The sequence below is a fragment of the Paraburkholderia steynii genome, from assembly GCF_900100565.1.
Lineage (GTDB): Bacteria > Pseudomonadota > Gammaproteobacteria > Burkholderiales > Burkholderiaceae > Paraburkholderia > Paraburkholderia terrae.
The window spans coordinates 45,508-66,447 of the sequence record NZ_FNDI01000040.1; the positions used below are offsets into that span (position 1 = coordinate 45,508).

The 20,940-nt window shown below is 55.6% G+C and carries 21 protein-coding genes and 1 pseudogene; 14 read left to right on the forward strand and 8 right to left on the reverse strand.

The genetic code is table 11. The annotated features are described in order from the left end of the window. Positions 1–15 precede the first annotated feature (15 nt). The 5 genes from BLT65_RS41125 to BLT65_RS41145 form a co-directional block, all read right to left on the reverse strand. Positions 16–1,320 carry an AAA family ATPase gene (locus tag BLT65_RS41125; RefSeq protein WP_167306640.1) on the reverse strand — a complete coding sequence of 435 codons (1,305 nt, stop codon included), beginning with the start codon at positions 1,318–1,320 and terminating at the stop codon, positions 16–18. Between the two features lie 328 nt (positions 1,321–1,648). After that, positions 1,649–3,169, reverse strand: a complete 1,521-nt coding sequence (locus BLT65_RS41130) for a TniQ family protein (protein WP_167306641.1) — start codon at positions 3,167–3,169, stop codon at positions 1,649–1,651. 64 nt (positions 3,170–3,233) lie between these two features. After that, positions 3,234–4,154 carry a hypothetical protein gene (locus tag BLT65_RS46855; RefSeq protein ID WP_143036660.1) on the reverse strand — a complete coding sequence of 307 codons (921 nt, stop codon included), beginning with the start codon at positions 4,152–4,154 and terminating at the stop codon, positions 3,234–3,236. A 777-nt stretch (positions 4,155–4,931) separates the two neighbouring features. Continuing rightward, positions 4,932–5,606 (reverse strand): IS30 family transposase, encoded by a 675-nt coding sequence (locus tag BLT65_RS41140; RefSeq protein WP_341865851.1) that lies wholly within the window; start codon positions 5,604–5,606, stop codon positions 4,932–4,934. A 765-nt stretch (positions 5,607–6,371) separates the two neighbouring features. Beyond that, on the reverse strand, positions 6,372–6,647 hold the full coding sequence (locus BLT65_RS41145) for a hypothetical protein (protein WP_143036661.1): 276 nt from the start codon (positions 6,645–6,647) through the stop codon (positions 6,372–6,374). 327 nt (positions 6,648–6,974) lie between these two features. Here BLT65_RS41145 and BLT65_RS48620 point away from each other — a divergent pair, with 327 nt between their 5' ends. From BLT65_RS48620 to BLT65_RS41165, 4 genes are all read left to right on the forward strand, one after another. Continuing rightward, complete coding sequence (locus BLT65_RS48620; protein ID WP_341865850.1) at positions 6,975–7,235, forward strand: BPSL0761 family protein; 261 nt, start codon at positions 6,975–6,977, stop codon at positions 7,233–7,235. Then, positions 7,232–7,561, forward strand: coding sequence for a hypothetical protein (locus tag BLT65_RS41155; RefSeq protein ID WP_091789593.1), 330 nt, complete (start codon positions 7,232–7,234; stop codon positions 7,559–7,561). Before BLT65_RS48620 ends, BLT65_RS41155 begins: the two co-directional genes overlap by 4 nt. Positions 7,562–7,624: 63 nt before the next feature. After that, on the forward strand, positions 7,625–8,500 hold the full coding sequence (locus BLT65_RS41160; RefSeq protein WP_244186991.1) for an HAD domain-containing protein: 876 nt from the start codon (positions 7,625–7,627) through the stop codon (positions 8,498–8,500). A 209-nt stretch (positions 8,501–8,709) separates the two neighbouring features. Beyond that, positions 8,710–9,039 (forward strand): helix-turn-helix domain-containing protein, encoded by a 330-nt coding sequence (locus BLT65_RS41165; protein ID WP_208545888.1) that lies wholly within the window; start codon positions 8,710–8,712, stop codon positions 9,037–9,039. A 905-nt stretch (positions 9,040–9,944) separates the two neighbouring features. Here BLT65_RS41165 and BLT65_RS41175 read toward each other — a convergent pair. After that, entirely contained in the window at positions 9,945–10,427 is a 483-nt protein-coding gene (locus tag BLT65_RS41175) for a hypothetical protein (protein WP_091789603.1), read from the reverse strand. A 664-nt stretch (positions 10,428–11,091) separates the two neighbouring features. Here BLT65_RS41175 and BLT65_RS41180 point away from each other — a divergent pair. The 3 genes from BLT65_RS41180 to BLT65_RS41190 all read left to right on the forward strand — a co-directional run bounded on the left by BLT65_RS41180 (position 11,092) and on the right by BLT65_RS41190 (position 13,232). Beyond that, complete coding sequence (locus BLT65_RS41180) at positions 11,092–11,784, forward strand: HEPN/Toprim-associated domain-containing protein (protein WP_091789606.1); 693 nt, start codon at positions 11,092–11,094, stop codon at positions 11,782–11,784. A gap of 154 nt (positions 11,785–11,938) precedes the next feature. Then, positions 11,939–12,721, forward strand: coding sequence for a HEPN/Toprim-associated domain-containing protein (locus BLT65_RS41185; protein ID WP_244186993.1), 783 nt, complete (start codon positions 11,939–11,941; stop codon positions 12,719–12,721). Positions 12,722–12,842: 121 nt separating this feature from the next. Then, positions 12,843–13,232 carry a helix-turn-helix domain-containing protein gene (locus tag BLT65_RS41190; protein WP_091789612.1) on the forward strand — a complete coding sequence of 130 codons (390 nt, stop codon included), beginning with the start codon at positions 12,843–12,845 and terminating at the stop codon, positions 13,230–13,232. Between the two features lie 314 nt (positions 13,233–13,546). Here BLT65_RS41190 and BLT65_RS41195 read toward each other — a convergent pair whose 3' ends face one another. After that, entirely contained in the window at positions 13,547–14,971 is a 1,425-nt protein-coding gene (locus BLT65_RS41195; protein WP_091789616.1) for a competence protein CoiA family protein, read from the reverse strand. Positions 14,972–15,362: 391 nt separating this feature from the next. Between BLT65_RS41195 and BLT65_RS48845 the strand changes: the two genes are divergently transcribed. From BLT65_RS48845 to BLT65_RS41210, 3 genes are all read left to right on the forward strand, one after another. Continuing rightward, the gene (locus BLT65_RS48845) at positions 15,363–15,551 is read left to right on the forward strand and encodes an AbrB/MazE/SpoVT family DNA-binding domain-containing protein (protein ID WP_425273207.1); all 189 of its coding nucleotides are present in this window, start codon (positions 15,363–15,365) and stop codon (positions 15,549–15,551) included. Between the two features lie 426 nt (positions 15,552–15,977). Next, positions 15,978–16,571, forward strand: a complete 594-nt coding sequence (locus tag BLT65_RS41205) for a hypothetical protein (RefSeq protein WP_091789619.1) — start codon at positions 15,978–15,980, stop codon at positions 16,569–16,571. A gap of 24 nt (positions 16,572–16,595) precedes the next feature. Beyond that, the gene (locus BLT65_RS41210) at positions 16,596–17,189 is read left to right on the forward strand and encodes a hypothetical protein (protein WP_091789622.1); all 594 of its coding nucleotides are present in this window, start codon (positions 16,596–16,598) and stop codon (positions 17,187–17,189) included. Positions 17,190–17,312: 123 nt separating this feature from the next. Here BLT65_RS41210 and BLT65_RS41215 read toward each other — a convergent pair whose 3' ends face one another. Then, positions 17,313–18,134, reverse strand: a complete 822-nt coding sequence (locus BLT65_RS41215) for an H-NS family nucleoid-associated regulatory protein (protein WP_091789624.1) — start codon at positions 18,132–18,134, stop codon at positions 17,313–17,315. Positions 18,135–18,312: 178 nt separating this feature from the next. Between BLT65_RS41215 and BLT65_RS41220 the strand changes: the two are divergent. The 4 genes and pseudogenes from BLT65_RS41220 to tnpC all read left to right on the forward strand — a co-directional run. Then, a pseudogene (locus BLT65_RS41220) lies at positions 18,313–18,432 on the forward strand (H-NS histone family protein); the annotation flags it as partial. 82 nt (positions 18,433–18,514) lie between these two features. Next, entirely contained in the window at positions 18,515–18,931 is a 417-nt protein-coding gene (gene tnpA / locus BLT65_RS41225; protein ID WP_091776185.1) for an IS66-like element accessory protein TnpA, read from the forward strand. Next, complete coding sequence (gene tnpB, locus BLT65_RS41230; protein ID WP_091776188.1) at positions 18,928–19,275, forward strand: IS66 family insertion sequence element accessory protein TnpB; 348 nt, start codon at positions 18,928–18,930, stop codon at positions 19,273–19,275. The genes tnpA and tnpB overlap by 4 nt, the downstream gene beginning before the upstream one ends. Before the next feature lie 29 nt (positions 19,276–19,304). After that, complete coding sequence (tnpC, locus tag BLT65_RS41235) at positions 19,305–20,897, forward strand: IS66 family transposase (protein ID WP_091776191.1); 1,593 nt, start codon at positions 19,305–19,307, stop codon at positions 20,895–20,897. Positions 20,898–20,940 lie beyond the last annotated feature (43 nt).

Sequence of the window (20,940 nt, forward strand, 5' to 3'; positions counted from 1 at the left end):
TATGAGAAGGAAGACCTATGCACTGCACTTTTTTCTCGTTGCCTCATTGGCCGCTGGTCTCGAATTGAATTTCCTGATCGTTGCCTTACGATACGCAACTGCTCTCTTGTAGGCGTCACTATCAATATATTCTTCATATTTTTTCAGCAGCCGTCGGTCAACCTCTATACCTCTAAATGCCTTGTTCATAATCTCCACGCCTGGAGCTATTGCACTCAACTCCACTTCGGCAAAATCCGAAAGGTACTTCTTTGAAATCGTTTTTAGCCTGTCTTCTGCCATCTGTTGGAAGAGTCCAATCAGCAGCTCCCGGACATATCGCCGCAAGCCCGCTGTTAACCTGAGCACTTCAGCAGGAAACCACGGCGGCATTTCCATAGCGAAACATGCAATTCGTCGCTGCCACATGATCCGACACAGATCGTGCATCTCTTTCCCCCTTGCCACGGGAGGAATTGGTATCTGTCCCAGTGCCATAAGCTTTTCGCCAAGTGACGTATGGCTTTCGAGTACCTCCTGAAGAAGAATCGTACCTACACAGATGACTGGGATATCGGCCTCTACGAGCCCAACCAATAACTCCAACATAGCAACTCTCGGCCGACAGTCGACCCGACTCCAAAGCTGCACATCCTCTACAATTAGCATGCCGATCAAATACGAATTCAAAATGCGAGCCAATCTTGCAGCGTAATCAGTCGACCTCACTATGATCTTGTGAATTTCATCGCCACCTAAATAACGATCAAGTCTGTCCGCAATCGCCATGGCGAGCTGCTTCTGCGTTCGCAAACCCGCCGCATTTATTCTTAATGTCACAATTTGTGGCCACAGGCACGGCTTTCCGTCAAACGAGGTATGAATCCTCCCATACTCCCCCACGTAGCTTTCGAAGCGATCAACCGTACTTGTTTTTCCACTTCCAGTTGACCCGATGATGATTCCACCACCTTGCGGGCCAATTCTCCCCACGCTTCGAGGCCCTGTCTCCGGTCCACCCGAAGAATTACCACATATATAACGCATGAACTCAGCGTTAGACGGCATTAGATATTTATAGGAATTACGCAACATCTCCACAAGTCGTCTAATTGCGATAATGTGCGCGTCCGCCGCCACGAAAACCTCACCCACCTCGAATGCGTATTCCCGTCTAACTTCGAGGGGAAGCCTCGAGAAATTCTTGCTCCGCATGGGCGGAGCGCTTGCCAACGCGGCTTGTGCAGCGCTGTCACTTAAAGGCGCAGGCAGGCAGGTAATCAGTTGATTTCGCTTGAATCGTGGATTAGGTTCGTCATCGCGATAAACAGCAATCTTCATCAGTCCGGATCTGATTCGGTCTGCAACCCAAGGAACGCTCGTCACCTCATTTCCACCGATAACGCGTGAGCTTCTCGTGCGCATAAATCCTCCCAAACATTACAATTTAGGTCACCCCCGACTCCCATTTCAGTACAGTTATGCGTGAAAACAGATAATACAACTTGTAATCCTTGCCTCACTTCCTTGATAATCCGAAAACGAAACCGAAAAAACCAACATACTTACGTCGCGATTTTCAATTATTTTTAATAAAACCATAAAATTGCACTATTCGCACACGGAGTTGTTCGATTGAAACGTTCGAACCCGCGTTTTTCTCGAATCTTTATTTGCAGCGTTTATGGCCACTCCTTTTTGATGCTCTACGCAGGGCAATGATGTGCTTTATTGCTGATGGCTCCCTCCCGCGAGGCGGCAGTCCACCTGCCGCCAGATTCCTCGCTACCTCAACAGGGACTCCAAGGCGTTTCACCTTTTGTTCGGGAGTCAACGTGGGATCATGATCATTTAACATTATGAATCTAACAACCTTGCAAAGATAATACTCCGACGAGTCGATATTTTCCCGTATATACCTCAAAGATTGAGGCAATTTGGATATCAGCGGAGCAATATGTTTAAAACAAGGATACCCCCAAATTAGCCTATTTTTTGTTATTTTTATTGGATATTTATTACCAACCCGCATTCCAATCAAAGATTGACGCATATGACGCATCAACCCTTGATCGATTTTTTTTAGATCCCTTACCGACCAATCCCGCATAAATCCCAATATCATTTTAATCCAATATTCGTCGAAATTCTTGACAACCCCATATTCTTGCGGTGCTTTTTTGGAAAGATCTTGACGAGATCGTGCAGCGTCCGTTTCAACTAATTTTTTCAATACACCTCGACATCTTTCTATCTCACCTTCAGATGCTAAAATCTCAAATTCGGTTGCCGAGTGAATCAAGGACTCCACTCCACCAAAGAAGGTCTCAACAAAAATTGAATTTATCACCAAGCTAGAGACAGGATTACCAGCTCCGTAAAGTGCGGCCGACATTGACATGTTGCCTCTAATTGAAATATTCATCCGCTCAATTAAATTTTCTCCGATTCTGTTATTTATAAATTCAGCTAATGAATCCGTCTTTCTACGCGAGGAGGAAAACGCTTCGCGATAAGCGGAGCCAACCTGCCAACGTGTCACATCACCCGGCCCCATTAGATTGAGAAAATCATTGATAATTATTGACAATCGATATAACAAGTTAAACTCGTCGTTCGAGACTACGCCTATGCTGTTGCGCAAGGCGCTACCGCATTGGCAAATCGTGTCGGGATATCGAATTTTCGAAGTTTTATGTGCACTCCAACGACATTCGCCACAGCCACTGCTGAGCAGACATTTGTGCTTGATGCAAACATATACGCCCTGCATGCAGTGGTGACGATGGACGTAAGCGGCACCATTCTTCTTAATATCTTCGACGACACATTCTGGACAAAAACGGAACTCACTTCTACTGTGTTTCGATGGCAGTCTAGTAGATGTCTCTCCTCGTGGCTTCGGGTCTGCTCGCATCGTTGTCAACGCCTCTCTGTATGTTCGTGCATTGACGAATGGACGATAGGCCAGTATCGGGGTGTGCTCAAGCGGAAGGACTTCGCGATCCTCAATCCCAAGCGCAGCCGAAAGTCGATCCAACCCGTCCGGAAAAACGACAGCGGGATATGAATGCGCACCTGTGCACATCCGCCAGGGGTCGAGCAATGAAGAGAATCCGGAAGCCATCGCAGATCGGGTGAACCATGAAGAGATGGTCTCTTCGGAAAGGAGATGCATCAATATGAACATGCGGCCGGACACCATTTACTCCCGCACCTGCTGAAGAGTCAAATCGAACCACCGAAAAATCACATCAGACCTGCTGCGTTCTTCTCGACATGCTTCCATTGGGCGTTCTGTTTAACAGGTCATCGTTTCCTGTCAGTCTAAGGATGAGTTGGCTTGTTTTTGGCAAATCAGCCTCAAGCATGCGGAAATTCTTCTCGACTGGGTGACCGAGCAGCAGTCTTCGGGCGGTGAGAGGTCGCCATTCGAATGCCGGACCAGACCTCAACAGATCTTTCCGGCTCGTTACATAACTTATGAGTACGGCATCTAATTTGGCCATTCGCGAAGGTCGACTCACCGTATAGCCTACGCGCCGACGACTTTGTGGGGCGATCTGCTCATAAGTATCGCGACTATGACGCATCAGATAACCTGCTGCATAGCGACACCGCATGAGGATTTCCGTCCTCGTCGCACCTGGATTTCTCCTCACAAAGGAACTGACTCTTGCAGCGGCCCTGCTTAGTTTTTCCTCAGAATACCCTTGTCCCCGCGGTAGTCTCCGTGGCGGCGTCTGCTCCTCGCCTGTAGAAGTGAAATTTGTTACCGCGTCTGAGAAGTGATTGAAGCTTTTGAAGAGAAAATCTACTAAAAATGCGGCGCGGAGAACGTCTTTCTGTTGCCCCCCTTCGGAAAGGCACTCAACAAACGATGGGGCATTGCCTGGCACGACTAGCCCCAGGTTCTTGAGCAAGGTTGTTCCGTATCTGAGCGTGAACTGTTCATTCAAAGACACCCTGTCGAGTAACGCTCCCTTTTTGAAACCCAGATCTCGAGCCCTCTGTCGAAAGAGTGCGCCAAGATCACATTCGTCCGCAAAGAATCGACCCGTACTTTGAGCCTCCGACATGATCGTCGCAATTCTTATATGGGTGTCCAGATCTGTGCTGCCATTTTCCAATAAGGGGGTTGCTAGATTCCCACAACTACATTCGGTCGACGGCATTCGTAGTCGACTATTGAACGGCTGACTTTCCTTGCAGCGACCACACCCTATCGTTAGCGAAACGCAATGAATTGGGCAGGCGGCGATGCCCGGATATAACCACTCAATTCTCCAATATGGGAACCCGACGGCTGCTTCGTCGACTCTGGCACACGTCTGGCAATAAGGATAAGTCGACCGGGTTCGATACGGACCTTTCCCCAAGGCCTGATACCACAGGGCTCGGTCACAGCGCTCGCCTTCCTTAATTCGCGTAATCAGGGACTCCCGCTGCGCGTGCATCATTACGAGGTGCATCGGAACCGGTATCGTCGTATGGCCATCGAGAATTTCCTCCGTCGCACCAAGCACGCCACATGTTTCGCGTGCAAACCTCGCGAGGTTTCCCGGTAAAGATCCGAACCGTAAGCGGTTTGTCCCCAAGGTTTCCTGAACCTTTGACGCGAAGGACGGACATTGCTCTATCAGCGTGCTACGCGCGTTGTAGCCAATCGCGGACTCGGAATTCATGATGGGCAGAATCAACATAGCGGTATGTTTCGGCAAGGCGTTGCGGAAGTCCTGCTTTCATCGTTGGTTCGCGCTTGCGCTGCATGCGTCGCAGTCGAAATCGCATTGTCGCCGTGAACGGGATCTGCCAGCGCACTACGGTCACATCCATTGTCGGTTGTACGGTTCATTTCCCACTCCAACGCTGAGCAGCTCTTGTGACGATGATGCCCTTTCGTTTTCAGCACGAAGCGGATTTCTTCTGACACAACATGCAGGAGCAAAGAGTCAAATAGAATGAAGGCCATTGGAAACCCCAAGCGCAACGTCGTTGTCAAGCTGGATGTCCCGTTTCGCACATTCCTCAGCAAAGACCTGTGCGGGAGATTGCCAGTTAAGGGTCTTGCGCGGCGAGAGGTTTAGCTGGATCGCGATTGCGTCGAGTTCGTGCTGCGAGAACACAGATAGATCCGTTCCCTTGATCTGGTAGCGGCGCAGCAGCCCATGGCTGCTCTCCCAGATGCCGCGCTGCGAAGAGTTATGCGGATTGCAGAAGTGGTTACGGGTTTCCGTGGTCTCGGCGACCATCTTATGGGAGGTCATTCTCCTGCCTTGGTCATACGTCATGGTCTGGCGCAAATCCTCCGGCAGGGGTGCAAACGCCGCACTGAGGGCATCGAACTCGGCTTGGGCTGTGCTGACATCGATCTTTATCAGCAACAGGAAGAGGGTACTGCGATCAATCAGCGTGAGCACCGCCGAGCGCTTACCGGCACCCATGATCAGATCCCCTACCCACTGCCCCGGAATCAGCCGCTTGTTGGCCTCGGGTTGGCGCACGCGATCTGCCACGCGATCTGGATTTGTCTCGCCGCTCATGATTGGCTCCCGTCGAACGGATCTATCATCTCCCGATCTAAGGATACGAGCGCAGACTGCGATTTCAAGGTCGAGAACTGACAGCGATCGCCGGTCGCTTCGCCACCGAGCGCAATTTCATCAACTGACCGCTCGGCACTACCACCTAGGTCTTTCGTCGGGAATGAAATAGTGAACAATATTAGTTGCGTACACATCGACTTCATAGTGCTTCACTAACACTACAAAACGGTCCTCTTCTGCAACATGGATGAAATTAGCGCTATGTGTAACGATATTTTGGCGGCTTCATCTCCTGATACAACGCTTGGGAGATCTGAAATTAGCTGAAAACCTTGATGGATGCAGGAGCGAGACGATCTTCGTTCTATAGTGTAAATTGGCTTTTCACTTGACGATCTTCACATTTCTGGTAACAGTAAGCTCTGGTACCTGCAATCGTACAGCTTCACTTTTCGGCCGTTTTCGATCCAATCCGCCCGGCGATCTCTCTCCAATTCCGTGACAAAACTCACCCGACAGATGGCGTAATCGGGTGGTGGATCGATCGCATAGCGTACGGAATAGTTATCGAGAAAAAACAGGGATGGAAGGCACTAAAACGTCGACGCATGTTTCAACATTTTTTGTAACAATCGACCCGATTTTAAATATAAATTTATTTACCTTTGGTCGCGTTTGGATGCAACCGATGCGTTCGCACCGCTCGGTCGTTGGAGCCGTGCTGGTCCCAAGTTTTTAATGGTTAAGCACAACAGGTACCTCGCAGTTGCCGCCCATGGCGAAGCGGAGAACGTTCTGACAGTAACTAGGGAGATGGTGAAAAAACAGCCTTCGCGACCGTAGTGGCTATTTGCCAGCGCCGGAGGCGCCAGCCATCTGCTTTGCCGGCTGTACTTCGTCGCTGTGGAGATAGATCGAAGTCATCGAGATGAACGCAGGGCGAAGATTGTCGCGCACTGCTGCCAGTTCGGCGCCTTCTGAGAATTCAAACGTCGTGTGGGTGTGACGTATCCAATGCGTGCTCGCGCTGCGAAGCTTGAGCGCAAGTGATGGAGGTTCATCCGCAACGAAATCTGCCGCCTGCAGGAAGAGCCGACGCAACACGGCCCACAGACGCAACACTGCAGATTGCCCCATCTGCTTCTCCCTTCTGGTCGCCGACCAGCGGCGGTTATCTGAATGGCCGCAAACAAATGCTGCAACTTCGTGTAGTCAATAGTTTGATGACGATGCCGTTCGGCCCACCCTTGGCGTTCGTTGTCGAACACCACGTCGCAGACAAGTGGCGCGTGCCCGACTTGACAAGAGTGCCCCCGAAAATACGTATAGCGCGCAATCACGCTTTCGGCCTACTCGCAACAGATGGGCCGCGTCGACATAGTCAACCGGCTTCCCTTGGACTACGATTTCCTCACAAGGCGGAGAACGATTCTCTCGGAGGAGCAGAAGATGACAACCGCACGCGAGCGGACCAATGCTGTCGTAGGAACACGGGAGTTCTTGCGGACGCTCGCCTCATCCGGCAACGCAACTCCTGCGGGCGACGTCCAGCGAACCGCGGAACATCTGCTCCGGCACTACCCGCTCGACGGCGACCTTGCGGTTTCGGCTGCGGCGCTCCCCGACCTCTGGGAGGACCCAAACCGACGCACCCGCCGCGGCAGTATGTCGCGCAATTCCGGTGCCGCCAGAAACAGAGGGCCGCAATGACAGACTCGCACGTGCCAGAAGGGTTCCCCCGGGATAACGCACCGCCCGTCGTCTCCGGTGCCCAACCGAAGGTTTGCGCGCGGTTATCGAATGGCGCCTACGTCGTCGGCCAGTCCGATGACGAGCGGCTCGAACGCTGGCTTATTTGTGAGGATCTGGCGCGCCAGCTTGTCGCCGTTGCCGAGAAAGACGCTTTGGCACACCCAGATCAAACGTCATCGCAGACGCTCGGGCGTGTCCGTGCATCGGTCGCGCACAAAGAATGGGTATCGCCCGACGAACTCGCATGGCTCATTGGACGTTTGCAACAACTCCTTGGCTGGTAACAGAGAGGATTGACAGCTCGGCTGTATTCGGCGACCCATCCGACTCAGGAAATCTTCCCGACCATGACGTCTACATCGCGGCTGGCGAATGGCAGGCCACCTTCTCTGGCGAGAAGCCTTCGGGCGCTCGGGGAAATAGTCAAAACGCAACGCGTCAGTTGTGAGCTCAATCTTTTGGACACCGCCGACTATATGAATGTTTCAGTGTCCGACTTGAGTCACCTCGAAGACGGGCAGCCCATCGAGACAGGCGAGCTCATCAAGATATTGAACGAACTGGGTATGGTCATGCTCGTCATGAAGAAGGCCGACGCAATTGATGCGCTGCACGCTATAGGCGAAGATATCGACTGGCCACAAGGCACTGCCGAGCCGCCTCGACCTCGCAAGCAGGCCACTTCGGTTCCTACGAGCCCGGAGAATACGACTCCGACATTGTTCGTAGACTTCGACGGGACGCTTCATGTCGGCGCCTCGTACATCGACGAGAACGAGCAGGTCACGCTTGACACGGGCGCCCCGCTGCTTGAATTCGCGCCGCTGCTCGCCAAGCTTCTCGAACCGTATCCGTCGGTAGAAATCGTGCTAACGACTTCGTGGACACGAAACTTGCCACTTGAGAAGGTAATCTCCTTCCTTCCACCTGAGCTGGCTCGCCGCGTAGTGGCAACGACGCGCAATACTACTGCTCGTCTGGGTTATATGAAAGACGGCACAGACCGCACATACATTATTTGCACGTTCGCGAGCAACAGGCGGCTGACCAGATGGCTGGCCCTAGACGACCGCGCGTACGGTATTGAGAAATTCGAGCGAGTGCCCGGTGAGTTGCAGAACCACTTCGTGTGCCTTGACCCTTCGCGCGGCATCAGCGATCAACGCGCGTTGGACCAAATCCAAGAGTGGCTGGTGAGCATCCACACCACACCGGCCGTGTGACACGAGCACGCCATGCTGAAAGGTCGACCCTACGGGCGTCTCCGAGGAACAAAAGTCGAGAAATGGTACCACCCGTCCGGCGAGGTCCTCGTTCTCTTCATCACAGAAGTAATAGGCAAAATTTTTCCTCTTGAACCCGTTATCCCCTGTATCAGGCAAAGAATTGCTGGTTGTTGCGTGCACGTCTCACACCATCGCGGATTGTGCAAATGAAAACTCCGAATAGCCCCTGGCGGGCACGGACACCCGCTGAGTTGGAAGCCGAAGTCGGGCGCCACTTGAAGACGCATCGCGTGCACAAGAACCTGGACCAAGCTACTGTGGCGGCACGTGCCGGCATCAGTGTGCGCTCGCTGAGGAATCTCGAAAATGGCAATGGATCGTCGTTGCGCACGCTCATTCTCGTGCTTCGTGCCCTTGGCCGTGAGACATGGCTGGACACGATTGCCCCGGTTCCAACCATCAACCCTATCATGCTAACGCGCATGGCTGCGCCTCGTCAGCGGGCAAGTAAGCCGCGGTCGAGTAAATCGGAATAAGCGCACACGATTAGCACCATCATGCGCTTGACAGCAGCCCCTTCGAACATGCTGGTGTGTCCAAAGGGTGCCCGACGAAGATCGGATGAGACAGCGCATTCAAGATTGCGCTCAGGTGGCTCGTTTCGTCGTAGCGCCTGACCTGCTCCTCCGCGTACAGGTCACGCCATCTGGCGGCCCCCGACGGCGGCCAGTTGGTATCAGGCTGCGGGAGAAATTCGGCTATGGCGTCAGGACACATACTGCCGCTCCGCTCCAGTTCATCGGCTAGCGCGACGACTCGGGACCAGATTTCCGGCCGACGCATAGCCTCGCATGTCACATCACACGCATGCTCGAATTCTCTGCGATACGGTAAAAGCTGAGCCAGCCCCGTAGCCTTTTCGACATCGCTTCCAGGATCCACCCATCCTTCTGCCTCCCATACATTGAACTCGATTCTCTCGTAGTGCGCCTCAGCGATCGGTCCTGCCAGAACGCCACAAACACGCCTACGCACAAATCGCTACATCAGCGAGGAACCGCTTGCCACGCGCGGCGCTGAGGGACTGCGCCATCGTGCGATGAACCTGGTTGAACTCGCTCCTGTTCGCCCGATAGGTTGAGCCGTCCCACTCCAGGTACATCGCGAGCCAAGGAGTGTCACACGGCTCGCATACCCCTGCCGCGCCCTCTATTTCCACGCCTTTCCGTCCATGGTAGGTCCATGAATCGCTGCCTTCCGGCGCGACCGCAAGACCGTAGATGGAGGATCCTCCCAAGGCATGAATAACCGCATGGCCGGCTTCGTGGAAACAGGCTGCGCGGCGAAGTTTAGGTGTTAGCATTTCTGAAAATAGGCGATTGAGCTACCGATTAGCCCACAGAGGTTTCGCAGGCGGCTTTGACGCTTCGTGCGGCGCCACTCAAGAGCACCGAAGCCAGACCGCCCCGTCGTTTGCTGCAAACTCGAACATTTCCTTCCAGTGCTTGTAGTAAGCGTAGAACGATTCCTCAAGAATGCCCCTCGCGCGCGCAAGCGGTTCCCAGTATGAGAAGTCAGCGGCGAGCTTCGCCGAGACGACCGGCCCGAAGAAATCGCCACCCCGAAAAATCTCCCGGAACTGCCCAGTCTGATCGGAGCCTGGCGGTCGCTCTTTAAAGTTGGCGAAGTCCGCTAGCTTTTCGAGCTGGTCATAAAATTCGAATCTGCGTCCGAACGTGAACCAGCTATCTTGCGCGTATTCGTATATAGCGCCAGATTCGAGCCCCTCTGCCAGATACGGCAAATCGTGCCTCGTCGGTACAGTAATTACACCTTCGTCGCGGTACCCCTCAGGAAAACCGTTGGCAACTGCGCTCTCCAGCTTTTTCAGCCCTTTACCCGCGACAAACCAAACCTGACCCATAAAAACACCTAGATTAAGAAACTTGTTTTCGAGAAAAGCTAAATCGGAATCTCAAGACCCCACTGGTTAGCAGTGGCATTCCGGAATACATCTCACCGCACGCCAAGATGACTAGGTGAATTTGTATCACCGACGCCGCCACAAAAACAAGTAGTCGAATCAAGAATTTTTCAATTCAAATCCGGGTTCTTAAAATCGAGCATGATTTTAACGGAGATTTTCATCCACCCGAAAATGTGCTGCGTCTCTCGTTCGTTCCCTTTTTATTGCGTAGGCATCGTATGGCCAGAGAGATGCGCCGGAGGAGGCCTCTCCGGCCGAACGAGATCACCTGCCGGCAAGCGCCAGCGACGCGCTTTCGGCGAGCGCTCCTGCCTCACCGTCCGTTGCTCCGACTGAACGCCGCAACCGCCTCCCTTCCGGTAACGCTCATCGTGCTTTCGGGGAAAGACATCATGTTTAAAAACTCACCTTAAATACTTGTCGATTTACTAAAGATCTTGTCGATTTCAAAAAAACAGCTTCCGGATAGTTGATAGCCCTCAAATTTACGTGTTATTGTTAATCCAACCTGCGCACACGAGACAAGGCCGCTCCGATCGGATTTATTGAATTGGGCGACAAAGCTCGACCAAATAATCATTGATTTACAAGCAAGATATTTATGAAACACCACTTTGCAACTATCCAGATAGACGGCTACGACCTGAAGAGCACAGAAGACAGCTATCGGCGATGGCGATTCAAGCGAGAAGACCGGGTTGTGCGGACCGCACCCTCGCCAAAATGCCTGTATGTCACCTCTGCCGTCACTTTGCGAAAGCGCCTTAACGAAGCCGGCTATGACCGTACGTCATTGGAACTTGAGTTTCTGCGATACATGTCGAACGTGTTCACCTCTCAGGACGCGCCGCTGTACTTTTTCGACTACGAGTTCTACTACGGAAAGTACAGCCCGCTACAACGCGCTGAAGCCTACAGGCAAGCGGGACTTAACGATTGGTTGCTCGCCCTAAAGGAAAGTGTGGCCAATGGTTGGGGTCCTCGCAGTAAACCATCCAAGATGGTCGACTCGCCATGCAAGTATGTGGATGTCAATATTCTGATCGACATGCTCGCATCGAACGATGTGGAACTCGACGATCCGATAAAGCCGGAACATGCGCTGGTACCGTTTCCCTGCGTCAGTCTGGACTGTATGGCAGTTGCGATGCTCGAAGTTGTGCAGGACGACGCGGAGTGCGTTCTCGATGTGACTGAACTGGTCGAGAACAACCGAGTATATTCATTCGACGATCTCCTCCCGGCACTCGAAACGAACTACGTGACGACCCGCGAAAAGCTGCGTGACATCTGAGCGGCCTTGTGGCTCGGTTCGCCAGCGTTTTCGACTAACAACGACTGCGACACATCGCGAGCGTAAAGATCGTCATGCGATTCGCGCCCCCAATCGCCGCAGCCCTGAATTACCCAGTGCCTATCAAGAGAATATGACATATCGCGCTTACTACATGTTCGACGGCTATCCGGTTGCGTGGCAAGAAGATAACTACAGCCGTTGGCTCTTCACCCGGGAAGACCGGGTCATCCGGAAAAGGACCAAGGGAGAACGCAACGTTCTCATCCACGATCTGCCGGAGAATCATGCGGAATGGGATGAGCCGGAAACGGACTACCTGTATGTCGTAACCGCCGAGGAGCTCCGACGACGCCTTAGTCTTATCCCCTGCCTCGACCCAGTGAACTCGATCACATACCTCGACGAAGACACGAAGTATGGCCAAGATATGACATCGCTCCGAAGCGAATTTGACCGATATAGACGCGCGATGATCGCGGACAAGGCACCTACGTTCTACGCGAGCTCGTCGGACTATTACGGGGAAGAAGCGAAAGCCGCGCGGCAGCATGTTCCAGAACGAGCAGACGCGCTTCGAGGAACAACTCTCGACGATTGGTTACTGGCCCTCAAGGAAATCGTTGAGCGCGGAGCAACACGCGCGAAGGGATTTACTAGTCCTCCTATGCCAAAAGGTCCTACCTTCGATACAAAGGCGCTGGCCGACATCATCCTGACAGACCAGCATCCGTGCAATTGGAACCTGAGACCTAGGCATGATCTGTGGGGTTTCCCGTGTTCCCTGCTCGAACACCTTGCCGTTGCAATGCTAGAGGTCATCCCAGCGAACGCTGAGTGCGTCCTGGACGTTACGGAGCTCGTGGAGAATGACTGCGTGTACTGCTTCGAGGACCTCGTACTTGCGAACGAGGACGGTAGCATCGCGCTCGCTTGAGCTGATCGAACATCAGGCCCCCCGTCCACTGGGCTAAAGCTGGAGCGCACGAGATGGGGCGATTGATTCGTGGTTCCCGCGATGGGTCTACACTCATCCGGTACCCCGTAACCGGAGAGCCATGATGTCCACTGATGAAGAAATCTTGGATGTACCGACGCCCGGCGCAATCAAACTGGCACACAAGCGCTTAAACGAACTGTTCGAGCGGTTCGGGCCTCGATTGCAGAGCGATGTTCAGCAGGAGCTATTCAGAGGCGTACAGGCAATATTGGACGATGTCTGGAAACTGATGCCCGATGCCGGTGGATTCTTCTCGGTTGGTGATGCGGCGAAGTTGCTGCTTGTCTCCCGGCCACATGTGCTGAAGCTAATTGAACAGGGAAAGCTCGAGTTGCATCACAAAACGGAGACTGATCTTTTCGTCTCAGAGGCGTCGCTCCGCGGCTACCAAGCTAACCAGGAGGCCGCAGTGCAAGCCTACCGAGCTTCGGCTGCCGATGAGGAATGAGCAAACCGCCATGTGCCCCCAGTTTCAAAATTCAGCTTGCACGCCAGACGGCCGCGTGCGCCCGTCTCGACCCGACACGGGAGGGGACTCATAAAATCGACTCTCCTATGTCTCGCCTGGGGCAACGCGTTCACACGGCATGTTCGCCACCGGCGAAATTGCTCCTGCAAAGCGCTCCAGCGCGCTCGGCGTCCCGACTGACGGGACAACCGCATCCGTGTCAACAGTGACTATCGCGACAACCAATCAGAAGGAGACCATGTATGTCGAAGAGCACTGCTCATCGAGGGATCCGCTAGGGGGCTTGGGAGGCGTTAGGTTGCGGTTGCGGCTCGCACGAACACGCCGGCCTCAGTTAGAAATTCAACAGCCTTCTCGACGGGAATACGCAACGTAGCCGCGACGCTTCGAGCATAGGCTGCCGCATTTGCCTGTCGCAGTTGCGCGTCTCGCCACACGCTCATGAGCATCCGCGCGTCGCCGGGGGAGACGTGGACTCCTGTCTTGCGCACAGCAGACCAAAACTGCGATTCATCTGCGAGATCTCGCGCCCAAAAGAGTCCGCGCGTTGCAGTTTCCAAGGCGATGGCTTTGGCCTCCGGGCTGGGCACTTCCGTCTCGGTCCCAAGTTCGTCCCGAAGGATTTCGAACTCCTGCCGCATACGCCGGCGGAGATACCCCGCTCGCTCGAGCGCGGAAAGATAATCCCAGACGGCGACGCGAGCGGATGTCGATTCGGTTGAGGCAATGGCGTAGCGCTGAATCAGCCATTCGGCTACCGCCTCAGCGGTCACCCTCGCATTCGCGTGTCGCGTGCCCTGCCCGCGAATGTACTTCCGGAACACATCGGCCTGCCAGATGCGCGTGGACACCCTGAAGGCAAATGCGCCCCGCACCTCGTGACCAAGACTGGCCGGCCACGAACTGACAGGCTTGCGCAGTTTTGCTTCGAGGAATGCCAGCTTCTGCTCCGTGGTCGCGTCCCGAAACCGGGCGTTGGCGATCTCAATCTTCTTGAGCCGTTCGGCGCGCGCGTCGGCGCGCGCGGCAGCGAGTGCAGCGTCGCGTCGACGTTCTTCCTGCAGCTCTTGTTCGAGCGCAGCGCCGAACGCGGCATCGCGCGGGTCTCGCAAGGCATTCAACCGGGCCCGTGCCTCCGCTTCTCCAGGATAGAACACCCAGCGCTTGCCCTCTGTCGCGTCAAGCACAAGTTGCCGGACCTCCGGCGCCTTGACGTCGCGAGGGACAGCCGACAGGTCGATTTCAAGGGTCGGCGTCTGAAGTCGCTTGAGCGCCTCCAGTTTTGGAGCGTCAGGCTCGTGTGTGACCGTCACTTCGACAAAGATGGCTTTGCCCTGGCAAACGCCCCGAAAATCAGGCCGAATGCCGTCGACCCATACTTCCGCTTCACCCGCCGCGTCCCAGTAGAGCGTCTGTTCGACGCACAGTGTGATGTCTTGGGAGCCAGGGCGTTCATAAAGCTGGCACACCAGCGCGGGCACGCGTAGCGTGTCGCTTTCAACGAGAATCTGCTTGGCAAGCAGATGTAGCGCCGTCTCGAATGCCTTCGTGCAGGCGGTTTCTGCCTTGTGCGCGAAGTGCCAAACCCGCACGCCGCCCTGCTTTCGGGTCACGAGTTGTCGGCACTCGGCGCAGCGAAAGTTGCCCTCGACATGCCGCGGCACATCGTGGATATCGACGATGCGATCTTTCTCGTCAAGGGCAAACGGAATCTTCAATTTGGGCGAGCAAGGAGTATGTGCCGGCGACGTCAATGTTAGCAGTAGGCGGGGACAAGCCCACAGTGACACTCTGCCCGCATTAACGCTCGAACTCCGCCGGAATCTGGCTCGCTCTCACACGCAGCACATTGCCCTCCGGTGTGATCTTCCGGGGGATATCGTCAAACGTGGGCGCTGCCGCGGCCGATCCGCGCCGCTCAGATGGGGCACCGCAACGGGAGCGGGAGCTGCGTGTCGTCTGTGAGCAGAAGCGGTGTTTATTCAAGCCCAAGTGGCAGCACCACGACAGACGGACTTTCCCGAAGTAAGCTAATCATTGTCGCTCCCCGTCAAAGGCAGGAGGATTCTCGTGACTACGTCGTCAATTGACGCCTACGGCCGCACAACAGTGCCAGCTGAGGTTAGGTCGGCGGTGGGCATTAAACCCGGAGTAAAGCTGCACTGGCATCTCATGCCGGACGGCAGTGTGCTGGTTCGCGCCAAAACAAGTTCCATCCTCGAATTGGCAGGCAGCCTGCCTGCGCCCGACAAACCGGTCTCCATCAAAGACATGAACCCTTGGAGGCGAAGGCGCTAGCAGGAATATTTACATCTAGTTAAATCGCCGAATCACAGAAATTCTGCGAGCGTATGACCTCATGGCAATCCATCGCTCCTCTGCCGCGGCGGACACCATCGCCTGAACCGCCGGCTGCAGCCTCGCCTAAGCCGCGCACCTTTGCATTAAGAGGTTGCACCAGCCGAGCTTCGTTGGGCGCGACCAGTTCGGAAGAAGGGCCTTCAGACGACTGACTGAAATCTCCCTGCCTGACCGCGCATTTTCGCCGCTTCGAAAATCCTACTGCAAATAGGCGGTCATTTTCCGCCTCCCATCCAGCCCCCGTCCGGCTATACCACGAGCAGGCTTCTGCAACCATCATTCGCTGGATGCGCAGGTTGCAACCTGACATTTGTCAGAGCACTGCTCGACGAGCCTGCAAACTTAACCAAGATAGCCCGACATATGAACAAGCAAGATATCAAACTCGCAGCCTCGGTCAATGCTCACGCCGATACGGTCAACACGTTGCACTCGTACCTGATCGACTGCCATTTCGATGAAACGCATCTCACGCCGATGCACCTCGCGCTGGCTCTCGAATACGCCTATCAGCCTCATCCGAGGTTTTGGCGAGACCTCAGCGTTTCGGTTTTGGAAGAAGCGATGTCAAGCCACATGCCTAACTGGCGAGCCGCACCGGCCATGAAGCAGGGAGGCGCACACAGGCTTTTCCAAGAGGTGGAGACGGTCCGGCGAATTAACGCGTTCGATGAAGCGAATGCGGAAATGTTATCGACGCTGCCGGCCGCAGAACGTCTGACAACGTCCTCCGCGGCGTTCGCGTGGATTTCCGCCGAACTCGAGCGGAAGGAACTGACGGCGGAACTCGAGTTCGCACGACCGGACGGCGATCGCTGCGGCGAAAAGGCACTCGACGCTCTGTACTGTCTCGAGGAGACAAAGCGGGGAGTTGTCGTCGAGCGTACGGGAACAATCGTCGCGAAAGCATACCGCGACGCTGTGATGAAACGTCACGCGGCGCTTGCCAAGGTTTGACGGGCTTGGGTGGCGGAGATTTTCATGATGAATACCGGCGATATCGGGACGCTCGACAGCGTTCATTCGGAGACGGTCGATGCGCTCGTCGCTTACCTAACGGATTGTCAGTTCCGCGAGTCGCAGTTGACCGTAGGAAACCTGGTGATGGCAGTAGAAGCGGTCTACGAACCGCATCCACGGTTCTGGCGAGACTTCAGTCTAACCTGCGTCGTCGATGCAATAGCGCGCGTGTTCCCTGACCGGAAACCCAGTGAAAGCAAAGCACCGCGCCGCAGTGCCAAGAGCCTAATGCGGGACTTGGAAGAGATACTGAAACTCAACGCTTTCGACGAAGCTAACGCGGAAATGCTCGGCGCTCTGCCGACGCATAAGCGCCCAGCAGACCGGACGGCAGCAGCTGATTGGATTTGCGCCGAATATCGTCGCAAGGGGCAGATGACAGAGTCGATGGTCGCTCAAATTGAGGGCAAACGATGCGGTGACGCCGCGCTAGAGGTCCTGAAATGCATAGAAAACGCGCGTGCGGGGAAGCCGTTCGAGCGGATCGGAACTGCGGTAGCTCACTGGTACCGAGAATCAGTAGTGAAACAGCGGATGGAAAGACCCGTACTGTGATGCGTGAAGAATTGCGGCTACCGCACTGTGTGCCGGCTCAGGGTGAACACGATTCGCTTGATGCGAGCAGGATGGATGCACCCTGCTCGCCAGGCCGGCGATCGCTCGCCATTACAAAAGCAATCAAGCGGCGGCCGATTCAGCCGCTGCAGCGTTTGTCGACGCGGACGCCTGCGCCGGTGCTTCGGGCGTCGCGACCGATTTCTTCGCGGCAGCCTTCTTCGCCGTCACCTTCTTCGTCGCGACCTTTTTCGCTGGTGCCTTCTTGGCCGGTGCGACGGTCTTTTTCGCGGCGCCCTTCTTCGCAGCAACCTTCCTGGTCGTGGCCTTTTTGGCAGCTGCTTTCTTCGTACCTACTTTCTTCGCGACAGCTTTCTTGGCGACAGCTTTCTTGGCCGGCACCTTTTTCACCGCCTTCGGTTTCACATCACCCTCTCCCGCGCCGCCCTCAATCAAAAATGCCGTCCGGTCCTTGGCGCCGGCAAGCCACGCCGGGGCGGGACCGCGCCCGCTCCACGTTGCCCCGGTCTTCGGATCGCGATACTTCGGTGCCTGCGGACCACGAACATAGTTTCCGGCCTTGGAAGCCTTGTCCGCAGCCGTCACCGGGGCTTCCGATGTGCCGTCCGTCAGAAACTTACTACGATCCTTCGCGCTGGCGATCCATGAGGGCGCACGACCATGCCCCGTCCAGGTAGCGCCACTCTTCGGATCGCGATACTTTGCAATCGACGCAGACGATTTGGCGGCGACCTTAACGCCCGGCTTGCGACCACGTTTCTTCGAACCGCCGATGTGCGCTTCGATGTCAGCCGTGGTCAAACCATGCTTCTCCATGATGTCGCGAATCTTCGCGACTACACCGGACGACTGCTTTACAACCAGTGCTTCAGCTTGCGCCTGGAGCTTTGCGATTTGTGCCTGAACCTTTTCAAGTGTTGCCATTTATATCTCTCCCCGTGGTTAGCAATGGCCGCACTATGCCATATAACGCCGCGAATAGGCCATACAGCGACAAACCTTATCAGCGTTATCGAAACCAGAGTGGTATTCTCAAGGCACGGCGTTTGCGCTGGCGCAGTAAATCATGAGAGGTGCACAAACTGTAAAATGGGGAAAATTCATGGATGAGAGAAAGCGCGACAGCATGGTCGCCTATCTACGCCGCAGGATGGCAGAAGTCGGCATTGAGCTTGATGACCTGGCTGCCGCATTTGCCGAAGACCAGATTAAACAAAAGGCGTAAGCGTTGCCCCAGCACCGTCTAGACCAATGTTGCCAAAGTGGACACAGTAGGCCCCACCAAACGAGTGGTGGAGACTACTTTGTCACCTGAGATAGCAACAGCAGCGAGACGGACGCGTAAAGGTACTCCCAACCACCCCATCGAGTTTCGGCGTGAACTCGCGAAGCTGGCATGTGAACCGGGTGTCTCGGTCGCACGACTGGCTTTGGAACACGGGCTCAATACGAATCTTTTGTTCAAATGGCGCCGAGCCTATCAAGCCGGGCAGTATGAGCCGCCGACACTGCTGCCCGTAGAAGTGGTGCACGAGGAGCGCACAATTGAGAACGCGGCTGTATTGCCGGCTCAGTCGCAGAGCAAGGCCCATCCAGTCGTCGCTGGTGTGATTGAGGTAAGCGTAGGCGTCGCACGCGTGCGTATCGAGGGCACGCCCGACCCGGCCACGCTGCGTGTTGTGTTGCGTACGTTGCGTGCCGCTGCGGAGGCTGAAACGTGATTGGTCTTCCTGTCGGCACGCGTGTCTGGCTGGCTGCCGGCGTGACCGACATGCGGGCAGGATTCAACAGCCTCGCGGCCAAGGTGCAAACCGTGCTCGAACGGGATCCGTTCTGCGGGCACGTCTTCGTATTTCGTGGCAGACGCGGCGACCTGCTCAAAGTGCTGTGGTGGAGCGGCGATGGCATGTGCCTGCTGATGAAGCGACTCGAGAAGGGGCGCTTCGTCTGGCCACAAGCCGACGGTGGCGTTATTTGCCTGAGCCCTGCGCAACTATCAATGCTGCTGGAAGGCATCGACTGGCGGCAACCGACGAGAACGGCACGACCGACGTCGGCGTTGTAAACGTCGCTGCTCGCGCGTAAACTGCCTGCATGACGCGCGCGAATCCGCTTCCCGACGATGTCGAAACGCTGAAGGCCATGCTGCTCAGCCAGGAGGCGGCACTTCGCGAGCGCTACGCGCAAGTGCTCAAACTACAGGAAATGGTCGACTCGCAACAAGCCGCGCTGGCTTCGCGCGCAGCGGAAGTCGAACACCTGAAGCTGCTCATTGCCAAGCTGCGCCGTATGCAGTTCGGCCGCAAGTCGGAGAAGCTGGACCGCCAGATCGAGCAACTTGAGTTGCGTCTCGAAGAGCTTGAGACTGACGAAGGCGCGGCACCGGTGGAAATCCCGAAGACGCCTCGCACGGCCGTGGAACAGGCACCGCGCAAGCCACTGCCCGAACATCTGCCGCGTGAGATCCAGACACACTTGCCCGAATTCGCCGGAAAGTGCACGCAGTGTGGTGGCCTGATGAAGTCGCTGGGCGAAGACGTCGCTGAACAACTTGAGTACGTACCGGCAAGCTTCCGGGTCATCCGTCATGTGCGCCCGAAGTTTGCCTGCGTGTGTTGCGACCACATCTCTCAGGCACCTGCACCGAGCCGTCCCATCGAGCGTGGTCTCGCTGGCCCAGGGCTGCTGGCACACGTGCTGGTCTCGAAGTTTGCAGACCACTTGCCGCTTTACCGGCAGTCGATCATCTACGCGCGGGAAGGCGTCGAGCTTGATCGCTCGCTGCTTGCCAAGTGGGTCGGGCACGCGGCGACGCTGCTGCAGCCACTCGTTGAAACACTACGTCGTCACGTGATGTCGGCGACGAAACTGCACGCGGACGACACGCCGGTTCCCGTGCTTGCACCAGGCAATGGCAAGACGAAGACCGGTCGCTTGTGGGTGTACGTGCGTGATGATCGTGCATCGGCCGACATGACGCCGCCGGCAGTCTGGTTTGCCTACACGCCGGATCGAAAGGGCATCCATCCGCAACAGCATCTCGATGCATTCAACGGTACGCTGCAAGCCGACGCGTACGGTGGATACCAGGCTATCTACGAAACCGGGCGAGTTACAGAGGCAGCTTGCTGGGCGCATGCCCGACGACAGTTCTATGAGTTGCACGTAGCGCGCCCCAATGCGTTGAACACCGAAGCGCTCGAGCGTATCGGCGCGCTATACAGGATTGAGGAAACGATCCGGGGCAAACCGCCCGATGAGCGCCGGGCGTATCGCCAGGAACATGCGCGGCCGCTACTCGATCGCTTCCATGCATGGCTCACCATGACACTGGAAACGCTCTCGCGCAAATCGGATACGAGCCAGGCGATCCTCTATGCGATGAATCGGTGGGAAGCGCTCACACGCTATTGCGATGATGGCCAACTCGAGATTGACAATCTGCCAGTCGAGCGCGCGCTACGCGGAGTGGCCATCGGTAGGCGCAATTACCTGTTTGCCGGTGCCGATTCCGGGGGTGAGCGCGCCGCTGCCATCTACAGCCTCGTTGGCACCGCAAAACTCAACGGCATCGATCCTGAGGCCTATCTGCGCTACGTGCTCACGCGCATCGCCGACCACGCGATTAACCGCATCGACGAACTCACACCGTGGGCCGTCGCCGATCAGCTCCGCCGCCCAGCCTGACAATCACGCTCTCCAGTCAAGACGTTGCTGCTGCCACGCTTAC